This window comes from Lysinibacillus sp. ACHW1.5 (assembly GCF_022014815.1).
In the GTDB taxonomy this organism is placed as follows: domain Bacteria; phylum Bacillota; class Bacilli; order Bacillales_A; family Planococcaceae; genus Lysinibacillus; species Lysinibacillus capsici.
In genome coordinates this window covers 1,387,776-1,404,730 of sequence record NZ_CP091777.1, presented here as the reverse complement: position 1 = coordinate 1,404,730, position 16,955 = coordinate 1,387,776, and the positions used below count along the sequence as shown (strand labels likewise).

General features: G+C 38.8%; 18 protein-coding genes. 7 read left to right on the top strand and 11 right to left on the bottom strand.

What is annotated here, in order from left to right; translation table 11 throughout:
* The first annotated feature begins 52 nt into the window (after positions 1-52).
* On the top strand, positions 53-1,021 hold the full coding sequence (locus L6W14_RS06635) for an asparaginase (RefSeq protein ID WP_237900014.1): 969 nt from the start codon (positions 53-55) through the stop codon (positions 1,019-1,021).
* Here L6W14_RS06635 and L6W14_RS06630 read toward each other — a convergent pair.
* From L6W14_RS06630 to L6W14_RS06600, 7 genes are all read right to left on the bottom strand, one after another.
* Positions 1,001-2,566, bottom strand: a complete 1,566-nt coding sequence (locus tag L6W14_RS06630; protein WP_237900012.1) for an aminotransferase class V-fold PLP-dependent enzyme — start codon at positions 2,564-2,566, stop codon at positions 1,001-1,003. The genes L6W14_RS06635 and L6W14_RS06630 overlap by 21 nt on opposite strands.
* A gap of 5 nt (positions 2,567-2,571) precedes the next feature.
* Positions 2,572-3,132 carry a glycerol-3-phosphate acyltransferase gene (locus L6W14_RS06625; protein WP_237900010.1) on the bottom strand — a complete coding sequence of 187 codons (561 nt, stop codon included), beginning with the start codon at positions 3,130-3,132 and terminating at the stop codon, positions 2,572-2,574.
* A gap of 58 nt (positions 3,133-3,190) precedes the next feature.
* Entirely contained in the window at positions 3,191-4,156 is a 966-nt protein-coding gene (locus L6W14_RS06620) for a YpdA family putative bacillithiol disulfide reductase (RefSeq protein WP_237900008.1), read from the bottom strand.
* A gap of 113 nt (positions 4,157-4,269) precedes the next feature.
* Entirely contained in the window at positions 4,270-5,028 is a 759-nt protein-coding gene (locus tag L6W14_RS06615) for a metallophosphoesterase (protein ID WP_237899995.1), read from the bottom strand.
* A gap of 144 nt (positions 5,029-5,172) precedes the next feature.
* Entirely contained in the window at positions 5,173-5,910 is a 738-nt protein-coding gene (locus L6W14_RS06610; RefSeq protein WP_237899987.1) for a LysM peptidoglycan-binding domain-containing protein, read from the bottom strand.
* 86 nt (positions 5,911-5,996) lie between these two features.
* The gene (locus L6W14_RS06605; protein ID WP_237899980.1) at positions 5,997-7,439 is read right to left on the bottom strand and encodes a RecQ family ATP-dependent DNA helicase; all 1,443 of its coding nucleotides are present in this window, start codon (positions 7,437-7,439) and stop codon (positions 5,997-5,999) included.
* Positions 7,440-8,471: a YpbB family protein gene (locus L6W14_RS06600; protein ID WP_237899978.1), complete on the bottom strand. Its 1,032-nt coding sequence runs from the start codon at positions 8,469-8,471 to the stop codon at positions 7,440-7,442. It abuts the gene before it with no gap.
* Between the two features lie 106 nt (positions 8,472-8,577).
* Between L6W14_RS06600 and L6W14_RS06595 the strand changes: the two genes are divergently transcribed.
* From L6W14_RS06595 to L6W14_RS06585, 3 genes are all read left to right on the top strand, one after another.
* Positions 8,578-8,826 carry a ferredoxin gene (locus tag L6W14_RS06595; protein WP_004232564.1) on the top strand — a complete coding sequence of 83 codons (249 nt, stop codon included), beginning with the start codon at positions 8,578-8,580 and terminating at the stop codon, positions 8,824-8,826.
* Between the two features lie 137 nt (positions 8,827-8,963).
* A complete protein-coding gene (locus tag L6W14_RS06590; protein ID WP_237899970.1) occupies positions 8,964-9,557 on the top strand; it encodes a hypothetical protein in 594 nt (197 codons plus the stop codon).
* 163 nt (positions 9,558-9,720) lie between these two features.
* Entirely contained in the window at positions 9,721-10,503 is a 783-nt protein-coding gene (locus L6W14_RS06585; RefSeq protein WP_004232559.1) for an enoyl-ACP reductase FabI, read from the top strand.
* Positions 10,504-10,555: 52 nt separating this feature from the next.
* On the opposite strand, the gene L6W14_RS06580 is transcribed toward L6W14_RS06585, so the two are convergent.
* Both L6W14_RS06580 and L6W14_RS06575 read right to left on the bottom strand, forming a co-directional pair.
* Entirely contained in the window at positions 10,556-11,284 is a 729-nt protein-coding gene (locus L6W14_RS06580) for a sulfite exporter TauE/SafE family protein (RefSeq protein WP_237899968.1), read from the bottom strand.
* A 14-nt stretch (positions 11,285-11,298) separates the two neighbouring features.
* Positions 11,299-12,498, bottom strand: a complete 1,200-nt coding sequence (locus L6W14_RS06575) for an MFS transporter (RefSeq protein WP_237899966.1) — start codon at positions 12,496-12,498, stop codon at positions 11,299-11,301.
* 289 nt (positions 12,499-12,787) lie between these two features.
* On the opposite strand from L6W14_RS06575, the gene L6W14_RS06570 reads away from it, so the two are divergent.
* Positions 12,788-13,612, top strand: coding sequence for a methyl-accepting chemotaxis protein (locus L6W14_RS06570; protein WP_237899964.1), 825 nt, complete (start codon positions 12,788-12,790; stop codon positions 13,610-13,612).
* A gap of 17 nt (positions 13,613-13,629) precedes the next feature.
* The gene (locus L6W14_RS06565; RefSeq protein ID WP_237899957.1) at positions 13,630-14,169 is read left to right on the top strand and encodes a GNAT family N-acetyltransferase; all 540 of its coding nucleotides are present in this window, start codon (positions 13,630-13,632) and stop codon (positions 14,167-14,169) included.
* A 42-nt stretch (positions 14,170-14,211) separates the two neighbouring features.
* Here L6W14_RS06565 and L6W14_RS06560 read toward each other — a convergent pair whose 3' ends face one another.
* Positions 14,212-15,774, bottom strand: coding sequence for a flotillin lipid rafts scaffold protein FloT (locus L6W14_RS06560; RefSeq protein WP_237899955.1), 1,563 nt, complete (start codon positions 15,772-15,774; stop codon positions 14,212-14,214).
* Positions 15,775-15,789: 15 nt separating this feature from the next.
* Positions 15,790-16,320 carry an NfeD family membrane protein gene (locus tag L6W14_RS06555; RefSeq protein WP_004232545.1) on the bottom strand — a complete coding sequence of 177 codons (531 nt, stop codon included), beginning with the start codon at positions 16,318-16,320 and terminating at the stop codon, positions 15,790-15,792.
* Between the two features lie 154 nt (positions 16,321-16,474).
* Between L6W14_RS06555 and L6W14_RS06550 the strand changes: the two genes are divergently transcribed.
* Positions 16,475-16,852, top strand: coding sequence for a hypothetical protein (locus L6W14_RS06550; protein ID WP_131519651.1), 378 nt, complete (start codon positions 16,475-16,477; stop codon positions 16,850-16,852).
* Positions 16,853-16,955 lie beyond the last annotated feature (103 nt).

Below are 16,955 nucleotides of genomic sequence, written 5' to 3'. Positions count from 1 at the left end.
TTATTATACCATGTAATGACAAAAAAACTTTTTAAAAGGAGATTTATTTTTTATGAAAAAAACAATTTTATTAATTCATACTGGCGGCACAATCTCCATGGCAATGAGTGCTGAAGGAGCGGTCATGCCAAATAAGGAAAATCCTCTAATGAAGGAAAGTAATAAACTGGCATCACTAGCAAGCATTATCGAAATAGAGGCTTTTAACCTTCCTTCTCCACATATTACACCGAAAGAGATGCTTTTATTGCGTAACTTGATTTTGGAACAAATTGACGCACAGCCAATTGACGGCGTGGTCATCACACACGGTACCGATACATTGGAAGAAACCGCGTATTTCTTAGAGCTAACAATGAACTTAGCCATTCCGATCGTGCTAACAGGAGCAATGCGTTCATCTAACGAACTTGGCGCAGATGGGATTTATAATTTAGTAGAGGCAGTCCGAGTTGCTGTTGATGAAGAAGCACGTGATAAAGGTGTGCTTGTTGTGATGAATGATGAGGTTCATCTTGCTGTAAATACAACAAAAACAAGCACAAGTTCTGTAAATACTTTCCAATCTCCGCAATATGGACCGATTGGCCTTATTACAAAATCCAGAATCTTATTCCATCACGCACCAATTCGTCGACAATATGTAGATGTTAACAATTTACCTAAGCGTGTCGCAATGCTAAAAGTGTACGCTGGAATGGAAGAAGATTTATTGGATGTCGTGCTTGCATGTAAATATGATGGTGTTGTCCTAGAAGGACTAGGTCAAGGGAATGTCCCACCATCTGTTGTAAAAGGAATTGAAAGCCTTATACAGCGAGACATCCCAGTTGTACTTGTTTCCCGCTGCTTTAATGGAATTGCAGAAGGTGTTTATGGCTATATGGGCGGCGGTAAAATGCTAGAAGACTTAGGGGCCATATTCGCCACAGGTATTAATGGTCAAAAGGCACGCTTAAAATTATTAATAGGCCTTAACACAACTGGCTCGCCTTTAAATTTAAAGGACTTTTTCCTGTAACGTTAAAGTCTCGATCACCTGTTCATAATAGCCCAGTATCTCGCTAAGTCGAGCCAAAGCTTCATCAAAATCTGGTTGTATCACAGAAAATTGAATGAAATTCTTTTGGCGTAAATACTGGCTTTCACCATGAACAAATAGCCCGTTTAATGCTAAATCAATAGGTAGGTTGGCATAATTATTAGGCAATTGAACCGTTATCAGCATCGGATATTGAATTGTTGGATATTGAAATTGCATGATTGGTAGCTGCAGCAGTGATTGAAAGCGTTGCTGTAGCTGCTCATAACGTGCTGGATAAGCTTGCAATGCCATCTCCACATTGCTCAGTAATACAGCAGGTAATGTAAATGGTATGGCACCTTGCTGATAATTTGCTAAATCAAGATAAGCGGGTAGATCGGCAGATGAGGGTGCAAGTGATTGCGAAAATACAAATGCTAGCCCACTTAACGCACCAATAGCCTTACCACTCACAGCCGTAGCTAAATAGCAGTCCTGTAAAGAAAACGGCATGGCACCGAACGAACTAATACAATCTATACATAACTTTACATTGTATTGTTTAGCAAGCTTTTTAAGAATATCTAAGTTATTACAAGTTCCCGTGGAAGTCTCACCATGTACTGCCAACATCCACTGATAAGATCCCGTCTCAAGCTGTGAAGCCAGTTCTTTGTCATCAAATACCGTTCCCCATTCTTTTTCTACCACATCATAATGTAATGACCAACGAGCGGCTTGCTTCTGTAAACGCTCACCGAATTCTCCATTTGTGAGAATAAGCCCTTTTCCTAATTGCTGTGCCTTTAGTTGTGCAAGCATTACTTCATTTGCTAGCGTTCCCGTCCCTACGATTACACCAACATGATTGGACTTCGATAAATGCAGCAACTTCTTCTGCACTCGTTCATAAAGCGCATAAAAAGGTAATGAACGATGTGATAAATCTGAATGAGCAATTGTCTCTAATTGCTTCACCGGCCCAGGATAAAATGTAGAGGGTTCCGTCGTTAGTCTATGTTGTAATGATTGTTCAAATTCATGTCTAGTGAGCACCATCGGTAAAAACATCGCACCCTCTTCCCCGACAGCTGGTGCAAACTGCTTAAAACCCATCTGCTTATATAGTTTTTCCTCTCTCGTTGTACCTGAAATCACTGCCGCAGTATAGCCTTTTTCGTAGGCAAATGTAGTTAAGGCCTGAGTAAGCTTCAATAGAACTCGACCCGTTCGATAACCTTTCTTCACGGAAAGCAAACGAATTTCACAAAGCTTCTCACAATTTTCCTTCGATAAATACTGCTCGACCTTACCAATCTTTTCATCAATAGAAAATGGTCGTTGATCTCTAAACGCCACCATGCCAATTAATTCTGTTTGCTTATAAACAACAACATAGGTATTCTCCTGATGAAATCGGTCTACTTTTTTTCGCGATGCATTCACCTCATGCTGAGGAATTTCTTCTACAAATGTTTCATAATTCAATCGAGCAATCGCCTCAAATTCTTCATTTGTCTTGGCAATTTTACACCAATACATTTCCTTCACTTCCCTCTTTTCAATGATTCCTGAATATTAGACATATGCTTAATAAGCATACACACGATTGCCATGATTAAAAGTCCATATGGCTCTAATTTCCCTGCTTGTATAATTGCGGCTATATAAAAAACAAAGCCCCCAACCATGCCAAGTGTCAGACTTCTAGTAAATGCACATATAAGTGCTGTACCAATAATCATCCATAAAAAAAGACTTGGCGATAAGGCGAGACCCACACCAATAAAAGTAGCCACACCTTTCCCTCCATTCCATTTCAGCCAAATCGGAAATAGATGGCCTATTATCACCCATGCAGCTCCGCCAATAACGACCCATTCATCCAATTGCCACATGCGTCCTAATCCGACAACAAGTACACCTTTTAATGAATCGCCAAGAAGAGTCAAAATAAACGCTGTTTTCCCAATCACACTTCCCGCATTACGCGCGCCTAAATTTTTACTACGCTCTTCCTGCAAATTGACACCGTATATCTTACCAACGAAATAAGCCGTCAAGATGTTTCCTATTAAATAACTCAAGAGCCAATACAAGCCAATCATTGAGTTGCCTCCTTGCTAAAAAGGCTGTATAAGCTACATGCCTATACAGCCTCGATCGTTATTTTTTTCTCTGCTCAATAGTTCGAGCGATACATTCGCCATGGAAACGACCATTTTCAATAAAAATTTCATTGGCATTATTTCCTGCTGCAATAACACCTGCAATGAATAGTCCTTCAACATTGGTTTCCATCGTTTCAGGCGTAACATAAGGACGACCCGTTTCTTCCTCTATGTCCACTCCCATCGCTTTAATAAAGGAGTGATCAGGATGATAGCCAGTCATAGCAAAAACGAAATCATTTTTTACTATTTTCTCTTGACCCTCTACTTCTAAAACAACTTCGTGCTCTCGTATTTCCAATACATTGGTATTAAAAAGCATGTCAACTTCTCCAGTTTTGACTACCCCTTCAAATTCGGGCAATACCCATGGCTTGATGCTTGGAGAGTATTCGCTGCCACGATAGGCTACGGTTACACGAGCACCGGCTTTATTTAATTCTAACGCGGCATCTATCGCTGAATTTTTGCCGCCTATAACTAGAACATCCGTATCAAAAAATTCATGGCCCTCTTTAAAGTAATGGAAAACTTTAGGTAACTGCTCACCATGGATATTTAAATAATTCGGATGATCATAATAACCTGTTGCAATGACAACATAGGGCGTTTCATATATTTCCTTATCGGAGGTAACCGTGAACAAATCATTATTTTTTACAACACTTTGTACTTTTTCGAAGCGATTAACTTGTATATTTTTTAAACGGACGACCTCTCGATAATAGACAAGGGCTTGATTGCGTTTCGGCTTACGTCCTTCAATGATAAATGGTATATCACCAATGGCTAACCGTTCACTCGTACTAAAAAATGTTTGATGTGTAGGGTAATGATAGATGGCATTGACGATATTTCCTTTTTCAATCACAATAGGTTGTAAACCAATATTTTGCAAAGCTATTGCTGCTGCTAAGCCGCATGGGCCTCCTCCAACAATAATTGCATCTGCTTGCTGCATTTCTTGACACTCCAATCGAATTTGAACAGCAAAAATTGCTGCTCCATGCTTTCACATTATCATAGAATAGACGATACTTTTTTATTATACGCCTTCTCACACGTTTTGGTTGTTTATTTACTCGAAATATCAATGTCAATTATATGACATTGGGGCTTTGCACCAAATCGAAAAGGTACTAATGTCGTCCCATAGCCATTGCTTACTAAAGTCATGACACCATCACGCCGACGATAGGAACCATTTGGATGGACACCATATGGGCCGAATCGAATTTGCCCTCCATGTAAATGTCCCCCCATCATTAAATCCGCACGGAACTTAGCCCGAACTTTCGCAAAAACCTCTGGATTATGGGCGATGAAAACAACTAAATCCTGCTCTCCTATCTTTGCAAAAGCTTTTTCAAAACTATATTCTTTAACGGTTGTATCCTCAATAGCACTTAACCAAAAGCTATTTTTAAGCGGAAGCTGTACGGCATCATTGACAATAATTTGAACATGGTATGCCTGTAAAATGTCCTTCAGTCTTTCTTCCCCAATTTCTCTGTCATTATTGCCCCAAATAAAATAGGTTGGTCCAAGGGACGTTAATAATGATAAATTTTCATGAATACGATCAATTGGTGTACGGCTATCCGCAAAATCACCGCCAATAATTACTGCATCAAAATGATGTCCCTGTAACTGTGCAATCATTTTCTTACTTATTTTACGTAAATGAACATCTGAAATAAAAAATAATCGTACCTTCTCCTGTTCACCCTGTAATGAAAGCTGGTGAGACAATACATTATTTTCATGTGCCACCTTCCACATATAAAGTAGAGGGGCGATGACTACCAGAAGACATAGCCCTAAATATAGCATTTTCTCACTTCTCCTTACGACAGCAAAAAGGCGATTCTTCTTAAAAAACGAATCGCCTTTTTGCTAAATCAGACGTACGTTTTGGTGTGAACGTTTGTCTGTAATTTTATACTAGAAAAACTATATAACGATAAAAAAATTCTATTAAGGTAACTTAATGACTTGCCCAACCATTACAGTATTAGAGGACATCCCATTAGCAGCACGAATTTTAGCTAAAGTCGCTTCACTGCCATCGCCATAGTGATTTAATGCAATTCGGTATAAGTTCTCATTTGCTTTTACAGTATGTGTCGTTGCTTTAGCATTTTGTTTTGCTTCTTCCGCTTTTCTAGCCTCTTCTGCTTTTCTTGCTGCCTCTGCTTGTTGTTGAGCTATTCTTGCTTCTTCAGCTTTTCGAGCTTCTTCGGCTTTTTTTGCTTCCTCTGCCTTTTTCGCCTCTTGAGCCTTTTTCGCTTCTTCAGCAGCTTTTTGCTCCGCTGCTAATTTATCAGCATCTTTTTGAGATTGCTCTTGAGCCTTCTTATCTCCCTGAGCGTCTTGACCCTTATCATCTTTTTCCTTATCTTTATCTGACGCAGATGCTTCTGAAGGATCTAATTCGACAACCTGTTCAGCTGTATCCTTTTCGGCTTGTTCAATCGTTTTTCCTGGTTCATAAAATTTCCAAAAATAAATAAGAATTGTTAATGGTATCAAAATAAAAATAACAAACAGAATCGTCATTAACGGTGTCTTACGTTTCGAATTTTTTGGCTTTTTGTTTTTATTACCGTTTTTATTCATTCTGGAAACTCTTGATAAGGCTTGCTGTTCTTTTTGCTCATCTTCAAATGATTGACGATGCTCTTCTATTTTATCGCGATAATCTTCTTTATTCATTCGCCTTTCCCCCAACCTTACTACGCTTTCTATCATCTCTATTATGACGAATATTACGAAAAAAGTAAATGACCGTCAGTTTTAGTCTAATTACCCATTAATAGTTGTTGCAATCGACTTTCCCACGTTGCCATTTCTACTTTCTTTTTCTCTTTTAAGCGTACTTTCTTGATTACATCATAATGGATTCCACAATTTTCACAACAGTTTTCCGGCTTTTTCTGCAATTTTTGCCCAAAATACCCGACTAAATGTTCACGAATACAGTCTTTTGTCTGTATGATTTGAAGCATTTCATTCACTGCATTGTATTTCTCTAGTGCTAAATGATTTAATCGGACCTTCACTTGTTCCGAAGACTCTCGTTGCAGCCAATAGTCTAACACACGGAAGGCTGTCTCACTTAACTCCCCATTTTTCAGCATTTGGATGGGCTGTATTTGCTGAGATAGCAGCTCCTGGTAGCGGTCAACATGATGTAAAGTTGGTAAATCGCCTGTCACAACAAATTTAGCCAGCTCCTCATCACCTTCAGCATACAGTAATATAGCAAGTGCAGAGTGTCCATCCCGCCCTGCACGTCCAATCTCCTGCATATAATTCGCTATATTGGCAGGCATTGATTCATGAATGACCTGCCGTATATCAAGCTTATTAATGCCCATACCAAAAGCGTTTGTTGCTACAATCCAATCAAGTTCACCAGCTATAAATTGCTGTTGAATAAATTGACGGTCCTCTACCCCATAGCCAGCATGATAGGCAGCAACACGAACGCCCTCTTGTAATAAGGCTTCGCTATATTGTTGCGCACGTTTACGTGAGGAAACATACAAAATACCAGGTCCTGCCGTTTGCGTAACGTGATGCATGAGCCATCTAGCTTTATCAGCCTTATCCTCCACTACTACACGACCTAAATGAATATTCGAGCGGTCAACATTATACATAAACTCGAATGGCGCTTTGAGAGATAAAGTTTCCTGTATATCTCGTACAACCTTCTTTGTTGCCGTAGCAGATAATGCCAAAATGGGCGGACGATTTTCCCTCGATAGCCAGTCACCTATTCGTAAATAATCTGGTCGAAAATCAAAGCCCCATTGTGAGATACAATGCGCTTCATCTACTACGATTAAACCTAGCTTCATCTGCGCCAGTTTCTCTTGTACCTGTTGCTGGAGCAGCATCTCTGGGGAAGTAAAAATAAAACGATATTGCTCTAAATAATGTAATACATAACGTTTCTCTGTTAGTGATAAAAAGGAATTTAAAGCTACCACCCTCTTTTCCCCAAAACGCTTCAGCTCTTCTACTTGATCCTGCATTAATGAGAGTAATGGTGAAACAATTAGTACAGGTTTCTCTAATGTATAGGCTGGTAGCTGGTAGCAGAGTGATTTTCCCATTCCTGTTGGCAATAAGGCAATCACATCTTGTTCTTGTAGTAATGCCTCAATGACTTCTTTCTGTCCTGGTCGAAATGATGAATAACCAAAATGCTTATGCAATAATTGTTCAAGTTCCATTTATACTTCTCCTTTCGCAAGGACAAGCCTTAATTGAAAATAACTCATATCGTTTAAAGCTTCATGTAATATTTTCAATTTTTTTGTTTGATACTGCTTCGATGCCTGCCACACTTTTTGAGCTTCATCATAGGAGACGAATGGGCCAATAGAAAAGTTCGGTTCATACATAGCTAATTCCACAAAATGATCCTCAATTGTACTTTGTTTTAGTTTTCTCATTTGAACAATTTGCTCCATCGAATAACCTTGTTCATATAATTGTGCGGTTTGTTGTGCAGAATCTGTTAGCAATATTTTAACTTTTAATCCTTCTGCCACATGCCCTAGTAATGGGTAATCATCTATTTTTTGATGCACTTCATTTAATAATATATGTAGGGTTTCAATAAAAGCTAATTGACTATCCAGTACAGTTTCCTTCCGTTCATCTGCAAGCTGTTGCCACGTCCATCCTGGTAATTGATAACCACTTAAACGATACAGAACAAGCTGTTTGCTTGCATCTGACACAGGGAGAATAGTTAGCACATGATTACATTCTGTCAATAATTGCTGCTGTAAATGACCTTCCTTATAATGACGTGCCTGTAAAAAAGTTCGCACCCACGCTTGAATCATTGTATCTCTACTAATCGGTGAAAAGGTACGAACGGCTGCGGCTTGATGTGACAAACTTTGTACAATGAGAGAAAGCCTCGCAAAAAACACATGCTCATTTCCCCGATAGTGCCAACCATCAAAGAAAAAGGTTGGCGTTTGTTGTGCGCGTTGTAATCCTAGCGTTTCCATGTAAAAATGACCAGATTCCTGCACATTTAACCAACTATTCTGCACAAATAAGTTTACAGCCTCATCAAATGTAGTACGAGATAATTTTGGCAAGAGGCCAAAATATTGATGTAGTTGAAAAAGACCAATATCTTGAATCGTCTGGCCTGAACGCTTCCCTCTTAGGACATGATAGGCAGCCGAAATCGTCCGCTCTTTATTGAGTTTTTGAAAGATTTGCAATAAAATTTGATGAAACATTGACGCAAATTCCTCCAATTTAATAGTATTTAAGTTGAAATGTAAGATAAACATCTTTAAAATGAGTATGAAGCTTTGTAGGAACATCGTTAAAGGAGAGAATAAAATGGCTAAATACACAATAGTTGATAAAGATACATGCATCGCTTGTGGCGCATGTGGAGCCGCAGCGCCAGACATTTATGATTATGATGATGAAGGCATTGCCTTCGTTATTTTAGATGATAACATGGGAACTGCTGAAGTTCCAGAGGATCTATTGGAAGATATGCAAGACGCTTTTGAAGGTTGTCCAACAGACTCTATCAAAGTAGCAGATGAAACATTCGATGGTGACTCATTAAAATTTGAATAGGCTTCCGTTGATGTATATCTTAAAAGGCATCCTTCAGGGGATGCCTTCTTATTGATTAAAATATTGGCTATCTTTTGCATCAAGATAATAGGCATATGGTCCATTGCTATACATACCAATCTATTGGAGGAATGTGAATGTTTGAGCAGTTACAAGTTGAGCATAGTTTATTTTATATTGATCAAGACCATATGAATAGTTTTAAAAACCTTGCTGCAAAGTGGCAATCAATATTTCCAGATGTTTGTGCGAAATGTTTGAATACTGTGGACGCATGGGCAAACGTGTTAAATAACTGGGTTTTCTTAAAATCGCAGCAGACCGATGAGCTCATTCTCAATCCTTCTAAAGCGATCTATTATTCCATCAATACATTTTTATTAGATGAGCTCCAAAAAATTCAGATAATTCAAAAAATAAAAGAGTGTGAGAATGATGATTTTCAGTATTTTGCGGCCTTCCACTTAGGAAATGCCATCGATTTATGGGTGTACAATACACTTGAAAAAAGTGCAGAATCTGATTTGTTACAACCACAAAATCGTATACCTTATTATCTTGCCTTTTTAGACGATGATTTTCAAACAGACAATGCTTTATTCCATAAAAATCAAACAAGAGCAATCAAAATATTGGCACAGGTCATTCGGTCACAAAATTGCTTTAGAATCACTATCAGTAGTGCTGTTAATCGAGCAGTAGATATGTATGATCATTATGTAACAAAATAAAATAGCACACTTTTCAATTCGTCTCTACTGTAAAGAGATGAATTTTTTTGCTCTCTCAACTACTTCTCTTTTCATCTTGTTATTGCAACGATATTTTATGTATGATAAGATTTTAGTAGTTGGTACTAATAACAGATATTATCTCACAAAGGAGTTCTTCATAATGATGGATAATTTATTACAATTAAAAGATAAGAACATTGTTGTCATGGGCGTAGCGAATGATCGCAGTATTGCTTGGGGCATTGCAAAACGTTTATTTGATGTTGGTGCAAATGTTATCTTCACGTATCGTCAAGAACGTTCATTAAAAAAATTACAAAAACAATTAGAAAATATCGGACAATCCGATTCTCTTGTCGTTCAATGTGATGTGAATAGTGATGACAGCACAAAAGCAGCTTTTGAAGAAATCGGCTCAAAAGTTGGCGTTATTCATGGGATTGTACATTCAGTGGCTTTTGCGCATGCAGAAGATTTACACAACCGCTTCCTTGAAACAACTCGAGAAGGCTATGCATTCGCACAAGATACAAGTGCCTATTCACTTATTTCCACAGCAAAAGCAGCTCATCCGTACATGACAGAGGGCGGCTCTATCGTTACGATGAGTTACTTAGGTGCAGAACGAGTACTTGATGGCTACAATGTGATGGGCGTAGCAAAAGCTGCATTAGAGGCTTCTATGCGCTATCTTGCTGCTGATATTGGCCAAGATAATATTCGCGTCAATGCTATCTCAGCTGGTGCTATTCGCACACTTGCTGCAAAAGGTGTCCCTTCCTTTAACACAATTTTACACAAGATTGAAGAAACAGCTCCTTTAAAACGTAATGTTCAACAAGACGAAGTAGCAGATATGACGATTGTTATGCTATCTCACCTATCACGGGGTGTGACTGGTGAGACGATCTACATCGACGCTGGCTACAATATTATGGGTTAACAATAAAGAAGTATGGGAGGATGTATTATCCTTCCATACTTCTTTTTGTTGTTTATAGCATTGTCCATAAACTTTGGATTAACAAAATTAAGCCTGCTGCTACTAATAGAAAATAAATTAAGATTTTAAACAATTTTTGATTTAATCGAGTAAATAGCATTTGTCCAAAAATAAGTCCTAAGAAAACAATTGGCAAGGCATATATACTATATACCCAAACCATTTTACTTGTACCCTCAAAAATGACTTGAGAAAGTAAGCTAATAAGATAGATAAATATATAGTAGGCTAGTGAAACAGCTCTAATGGTTTCTTTATTTCTATGTGTGCTTGCAAAATAGAGTAACAGTGGTGGTCCAGCCATCCCAATACTCGTTGTAAACATACCTGATATAAAGCCAACGCCATAATCTCTACTCCTTGTTTGTTGAATAGAGATATTTTTAATCAACAGAATCGTAAGCCCTATAAGCAGGATGGCGATGAGCAGCTTAAATGTCGTCACATCGACTAAGGCAAAGAGTATACTACCAAAAGGAGCACCCACAACACTACCGATCATCACCTTTTTAAGCAACGCTACATCAATATCATGTCTCACCTTCCATATGAGAGAAAACGAAATAACAAGGGACAGTATTATATTTATTTGCATCGCCTCTTGTGGTGTGAAAAGCAACAGTAAAAAAGGCGTAGCCATAACGGAAAAACCAAATCCTGTACTGGTTTGTAAAATAGAAGCTGCTAGGATAATGAAAAAATAGAAAAGTAATTCCTGCAAAATGACACCTCACATCATGTTGTGATACGTTGTCTAACAATGAATCTTTTTAACAAAAATGATAGGACACAAGCAATGAATAAAAACAGAGCGATCATCACGATAACACCCATCCACCCATATTTCATCCAAAAAACGCCTCCTACTGTTCCTCCAACACTTGAACCAAAATAATAGAAAAATAAATAGAGAGAAGATGCTTGTGCTTTATTGTGGGATGCTCGTTTGCTCACCCAACCACTTGCGATTGAATGAGCTGCAAAAAAGCCAAAGGTAAAAACTGTTATTCCTATAATCTTTAAGGTAAGGAGCCCGTTAAGCGTTACTATAGCTCCAGCTAACATAATGGCAATAGCCAGTAAGAGCATTCGTTGGCGACCATAACGATCAGCTAAACTGCCAAACCATGCCGAGCTAAATGTTCCAACTAAATAAATGACAAATATCCAACCTACAATTGTAGCACTTAAATTATAGGGAGGAGCCATTAGTTTAAAGCCAATATAATTATAAAGGGTGACAAAGCTTCCCATTAAAAGAAACCCCATCCCATAAAGACACAGCATAGAAGGATCTCTTAAATGTTGCAGTAGGGTTTTGGTCAATGCTTTTAATTGTAAAGGTCGCGCGCTGAAATGTTTGGAGCTTGGTAACATCCAGACAAACACTAAACTAACTAGCAGGCTGATTCCTCCTAGCACCATCATGCCTGTATGCCAGTTATAATGGTCCGTTAAGGTGCCAATAATAACTCGTCCACTAAGTCCCCCTACTGAATTACCGCTAATATATAAGCCCATGGCAACCCCTAAGCTTGCTGGTTCCATTTCTTCTCCCAAATAAGCCATAGCGATGGCAGGTAAACCCGCAAAAACGATGCCTTGTACAACACGCAACACTAAAATTGTTTCAAAGTTAGGTGAAAATGCAAGAGCTAGGGTCAGGACAGAAGCTGCAAAAATAGAAATCGTCATCAATGATTTTCTTCCCCATGCTTCTGATAACGAACTGACAATTATTAAACTCACCGCTAATGCAAAGGTGGTTACTGAAAGAGATAAACTTGCTACAGCTGGTGAGACGTGAAATGCTTCTGAAAATGTTGGTAGTAATGGCTGCGTTACATAAAGGTTAGCAAACGTAATAAAGCCTGCTAAAAATAACGCCCAATTCGCTTTATGAAACGCCCTCGTACCCTTTTGTATATAGTCCATGAAACTCTCTCCTTCACATGCTACTATTATTCTAATACAATATTTCGCAAAACACACGTCCCTTTGTCAAAAAATAGACATAAAGACCTTCGCTTTCACAGGTAAAAAAAAATAATAATTGACAAATAAAAAGCCTTTCAGATTTGGATGATTTTCTTTTCATAAAAAATAAATAGCTATTTTGACTTGGCAAATATTGTGCTACAGTAAAAGTAATCATCTAGAACCATTGTCACAATGCAGACAGATGATACAACCATTTTCATTGACGAGACTTGGAGGAATTTTTATGAAAATTATTGAAGCTTTAACCCTTGCAACACCTTATATTCATTTAGCATTAAAGCAAGAAGCCATTGTAGCTGTTGTTGAAAAGGAAAGTGAAACAGTCGTTAAATATTTAGCAGGTAAACGTGTGGATTCTGGCTACCATGATGGACAAAAAGTTAACGCCAATGACCAAAATGTTTTCATCGCCTTTAATGGACAAAATGCAGATGTGGTGATACCAGAGGATGTTTATGGTGTAGCAATCAATGCTTTTTCATTCCCCATTCGTGAAAATGGTCAAGTAGTAGGTGCATTAGCTTTTGGCTTACCAATAGATAATGAGCTCAAACTTGAAGATTATATGGCTACGATGGATAAGATCGTCAACAGTCTACAGGATAAAGTACATACAATCGCTTCCCATTCTGAGGAATTAGCGGCCACTAGTGAGGAAATTAATAAGCAGGCACAGCATGCCCTAGAGGACTCTGAAAAAACAAATGCCGTGACAGATTTAATTAAAAGTATATCTCGCCAAACGAATTTATTAGGTTTAAATGCATCCATCGAGGCTGCACGTGCTGGACAGCACGGCGCTGGCTTTAATATTGTGGCACAGGAAGTTCGAAAACTGTCCTTTGAGACATCTAGTGCTACTGAAAATATAGAATCGTCATTACGAAATATCAATAGAAATCTAGATAATTTAAAGCAAAATATGGGACAAATCAATGATGCAACAAATGAGCAAGCACAGCTCGTACAGGATTTCAGCGAAATTATAGAAGAATTAACTTTACTTAGCCGAGAAATGAAAGACTTTATGCACAATGCATTAAAATAATCATGAGGTGAACAATAATGCAAATTACCATTAACCATGATTTAGTTCTACGGATGATTACACCTGAGGATGCAGAGAAGGTTTTTGCATTAACGGATGCCTCGAGGGAATATCTGAAAGAATGGCTACCATGGCTAGATTTTACAAAAGAACTGGCGGATACAAAAGTCTATATTGAGAGCTGTATTAAGGGACATGAAGCGAACAGTAGCCTCTCCCTAGTCATTCTCTTTAAAAATGAGATTGTTGGCATTGCAGGCTTTAACGCGATTAACCCGAGCAATAAAATCGGCACTATTGGTTATTGGTTGAGCGAAGGAGCACAAGGGCATGGCATCATGACGAAAACAGTAAAAGCTTTATTGCAATATGCCTTTGAAATATTGAAGCTTCATAAAGTTGAAATTCGTGTTGCTGAAGCGAATCACAAAAGTCGCGCAATCCCAGAACGTCTTGGTTTTATGCAAGAAGGAACCATTCGAGCTGCAGAATGGCTCTACGATCATTATGTAAATCATGTTATTTATGGCATGCTTGTAAGTGAGTGGCAGCAATAACCATAAAAAAACGACCTGATGAGATCATCAGGTCGTTTTTTGTTAGGATTGTTCTACCGCTTCTTTTGTTTCTTCAGGAGCTTGCTTTTCTTCAGGAGCTTGCTTTTTTTCAAGCCCTAAAGCAATCTGCTCTAATTCTGGACGCAATGTGTGCTTCCCAGCATAGCTCTCGATCAGCTCTTTTACATCGAGACCAGAAGTTTCTTTTAATGTTTCTTGAAGTGTAGACATTAAATTGGTTGCGTAAGATGTCACCTTATTCGCACCACTTCCCTCTCCACCACCAGTATCGACTACTGTAATCTTATCGATATTGCCAAGTGGACTTGCAAGCTCTTTTGCATACTCTGGCATCATGCGTACAACCATATCCAGTACAGCTGCTTGACCATAGTATTCAAAGGCTTCGGCAATCTTACGTTTAGCTTCAGCTTCAGCCAGACCACGTAGACGAATGATATCAGCCTCCGTCTCCCCTTGTGCTCGCTCTGCATCAGCTTTGGCAAGACCATCCAAACGAATTTTCTCTGCCTCTGCTTTTGCTAATGATTCAATACGATATTTTTCCGCATCAGCCTGTGCAAGCTCACGCATTTTTTCGGCTGCGGCATTTTGCTCCACTGCATAGCGATCTGCATCTGCTTTCTTTTTAACCTCAGAGTCATATTGCTTTTCTCTACGTAAAATCTCTTTTTCTTCTAATTCAATTTGCTTTTGACGCTCGATAATGCGAATTTGCATTTCTTGCTCCGTTACTTCCTGCTTAGCACGAGCCGTTTCAAGCTCATACGCTTGGTCAGCACGCGCTTTGGCAATATCCTGCTCACGTCGGAACTCAGCTACTTTTAATTGATTTTCTTTTTCTGCTTCTGCAATTTCCGTCGCACGCTCTAGTTCTGCCTTTTGTGCTTCCTTAGACGCTTCTGCACGTTTAATACGTGTTTCTTTTTCTGCATCTGCTGTCGCAATATCAGCATCTCGTTTTACCTGTGCGATTCTCGGTTTCCCTAGTGAGTCTAAATAGCCATTTTTATCTCGTACATCCTTGATCGTGAAGGATACAATGACAAGACCCATCTTTGCTAAATCTTGTGAAGCAACACGTTGAACTTCCTGTGAGAATTTATCGCGGTTTTTGTAGATTTCTTCAACCGTCATAGACCCTAAAATGGAACGTAAATGACCTTCTAATACTTCACGTGCTTCCCCTTCGCGCTCTGCTTTTTGCTTGCCTAAAAACTGCTCTGCTGCTGTCGCAATTTCTGAAATGGAGCCACCAATTTTAATAATAGCCGTACCATCTGCCATAACAGGAACACCTTGCTCTGTATACACCTCAGGCGTTGTCACTTCTAGTTTACTAGAAAGTAAGCTTAACGGCTGTGCTTGCTGGAAAATAGGGAATACAAATGTACCGCCCCCACGAATGATTTTAATGCGATTCCCCGACTCATCCTTATGTACATTTTTGGAGCCGAGATAGCTACCTGTCACAATCAGTGCTTCATCAGGACCCGCCGTACGATACTTTGTCACATATAAGCCGACTAGGGCAATTAATACAAATGCTACAATTCCTAAAACAATTAAGATATCGGTTGACATAGACATATCTCTCCTTTAAACAAATTTTTTCTCGTACGTTCTAACAAAAAGTGTTCCGTCCTTCACATCCACAACAAGTACGGTTTCATCATAGTCAATGGCTTCATTATCATAGCCCGTTGCCCGTTTTGAAATCATGCCACTTGTCGTTTCGATAACAACCTCGCCAAAACCATCTACTGGAATTGGCACAATAACTCTTCCTAATTGCCCGCCTAGCGATTCCTCTGTGTAAGCTAAAGAAACATCAGCGGAACGTAGCGGAACGAGAACAAATAAATAAAAGATGGAACTTAAAATAGCACCGATGATACATGCAGCAATGATGTTCCAAACGCTAGAGAACCAGGCTAGTTTTTCTAAAATAAAACCTGCTGCTGACATCAACGTAATGAAAGATAGAATGACACTCGGATTAAAAATGGGCAGTCCTTCCCCAATACCTTCGACTGCATCACCAAAAAACATAACCAATACTGTGGCAAGGCCAGCGAAAATCAAAACCACCAAAAAGATCTGCTCGAGTGAATAGCCAAATAGCGTCAAGTTGCTCACCCCTTTTCATCATATTACCTACTATACGGATGTACCTCAGGAAAAGTTTCAAAATTTTTCAAACTCTTCTTTAAAGTATTATTTTTTGCTTTCATTAGAACCATGTTACAATAGAAAAGTATTCTGACAACTAAGGAGAAATGGCATGAAGCTTTCGACAATCTTAAATTTTGTTATTTTAATATTTTTCACGTTATTATTCGTTAATGATTTCTTCCCTGATACAGCTATTGCTGCGATGCTGACTAAAAAAATAATATTGCTTATATTAGTTGGGCTTGTCATCATTCAGCTAGCCTTCGACAAGGGTAGATATAAAAGATTATCAAAAAAGGCTTATATCGGATTAACTTTGTATACAGTTGGATTATGGATTGTTTTAACATTGCTTGGCGGTCAGTCACAAATTGGCCTATCGTTCACAAGTCCTCTATTCTATATTATTGTTGTGCTGCTTGGATTGGATTTACTGCGCCTTTCACGCCAAACTAAGCGGGATCAAACAGAGGAGAAAGCGAAGTAAAGCACAGCTATCTGTCAATCTTACGAAGCTATCTACCACTTTCGCACTGCTAACCGTCACTTTTGTCCTTCTATCCGACGACAACAACAAAAGCATGTCTCCG

Coding starts and splice junctions, on each gene's coding strand:
- L6W14_RS06635 (WP_237900014.1), top strand. CDS start 53: ATGAAAAAAACAATTTTATTAATTCATACTGGCGGCACAATCTCCATG.
- L6W14_RS06630 (WP_237900012.1), bottom strand. CDS start 2,566: ATGTATTGGTGTAAAATTGCCAAGACAAATGAAGAATTTGAGGCGATT.
- L6W14_RS06625 (WP_237900010.1), bottom strand. CDS start 3,132: ATGATTGGCTTGTATTGGCTCTTGAGTTATTTAATAGGAAACATCTTG.
- L6W14_RS06620 (WP_237900008.1), bottom strand. CDS start 4,156: ATGCAGCAAGCAGATGCAATTATTGTTGGAGGAGGCCCATGCGGCTTA.
- L6W14_RS06615 (WP_237899995.1), bottom strand. CDS start 5,028: ATGCTATATTTAGGGCTATGTCTTCTGGTAGTCATCGCCCCTCTACTT.
- L6W14_RS06610 (WP_237899987.1), bottom strand. CDS start 5,910: ATGAATAAAGAAGATTATCGCGATAAAATAGAAGAGCATCGTCAATCA.
- L6W14_RS06605 (WP_237899980.1), bottom strand. CDS start 7,439: ATGGAACTTGAACAATTATTGCATAAGCATTTTGGTTATTCATCATTT.
- L6W14_RS06600 (WP_237899978.1), bottom strand. CDS start 8,471: ATGTTTCATCAAATTTTATTGCAAATCTTTCAAAAACTCAATAAAGAG.
- L6W14_RS06595 (WP_004232564.1), top strand. CDS start 8,578: ATGGCTAAATACACAATAGTTGATAAAGATACATGCATCGCTTGTGGC.
- L6W14_RS06590 (WP_237899970.1), top strand. CDS start 8,964: ATGTTTGAGCAGTTACAAGTTGAGCATAGTTTATTTTATATTGATCAA.
- L6W14_RS06585 (WP_004232559.1), top strand. CDS start 9,721: ATGATGGATAATTTATTACAATTAAAAGATAAGAACATTGTTGTCATG.
- L6W14_RS06575 (WP_237899966.1), bottom strand. CDS start 12,498: ATGGACTATATACAAAAGGGTACGAGGGCGTTTCATAAAGCGAATTGG.
- L6W14_RS06570 (WP_237899964.1), top strand. CDS start 12,788: ATGAAAATTATTGAAGCTTTAACCCTTGCAACACCTTATATTCATTTA.
- L6W14_RS06565 (WP_237899957.1), top strand. CDS start 13,630: ATGCAAATTACCATTAACCATGATTTAGTTCTACGGATGATTACACCT.
- L6W14_RS06560 (WP_237899955.1), bottom strand. CDS start 15,774: ATGTCAACCGATATCTTAATTGTTTTAGGAATTGTAGCATTTGTATTA.
- L6W14_RS06550 (WP_131519651.1), top strand. CDS start 16,475: ATGAAGCTTTCGACAATCTTAAATTTTGTTATTTTAATATTTTTCACG.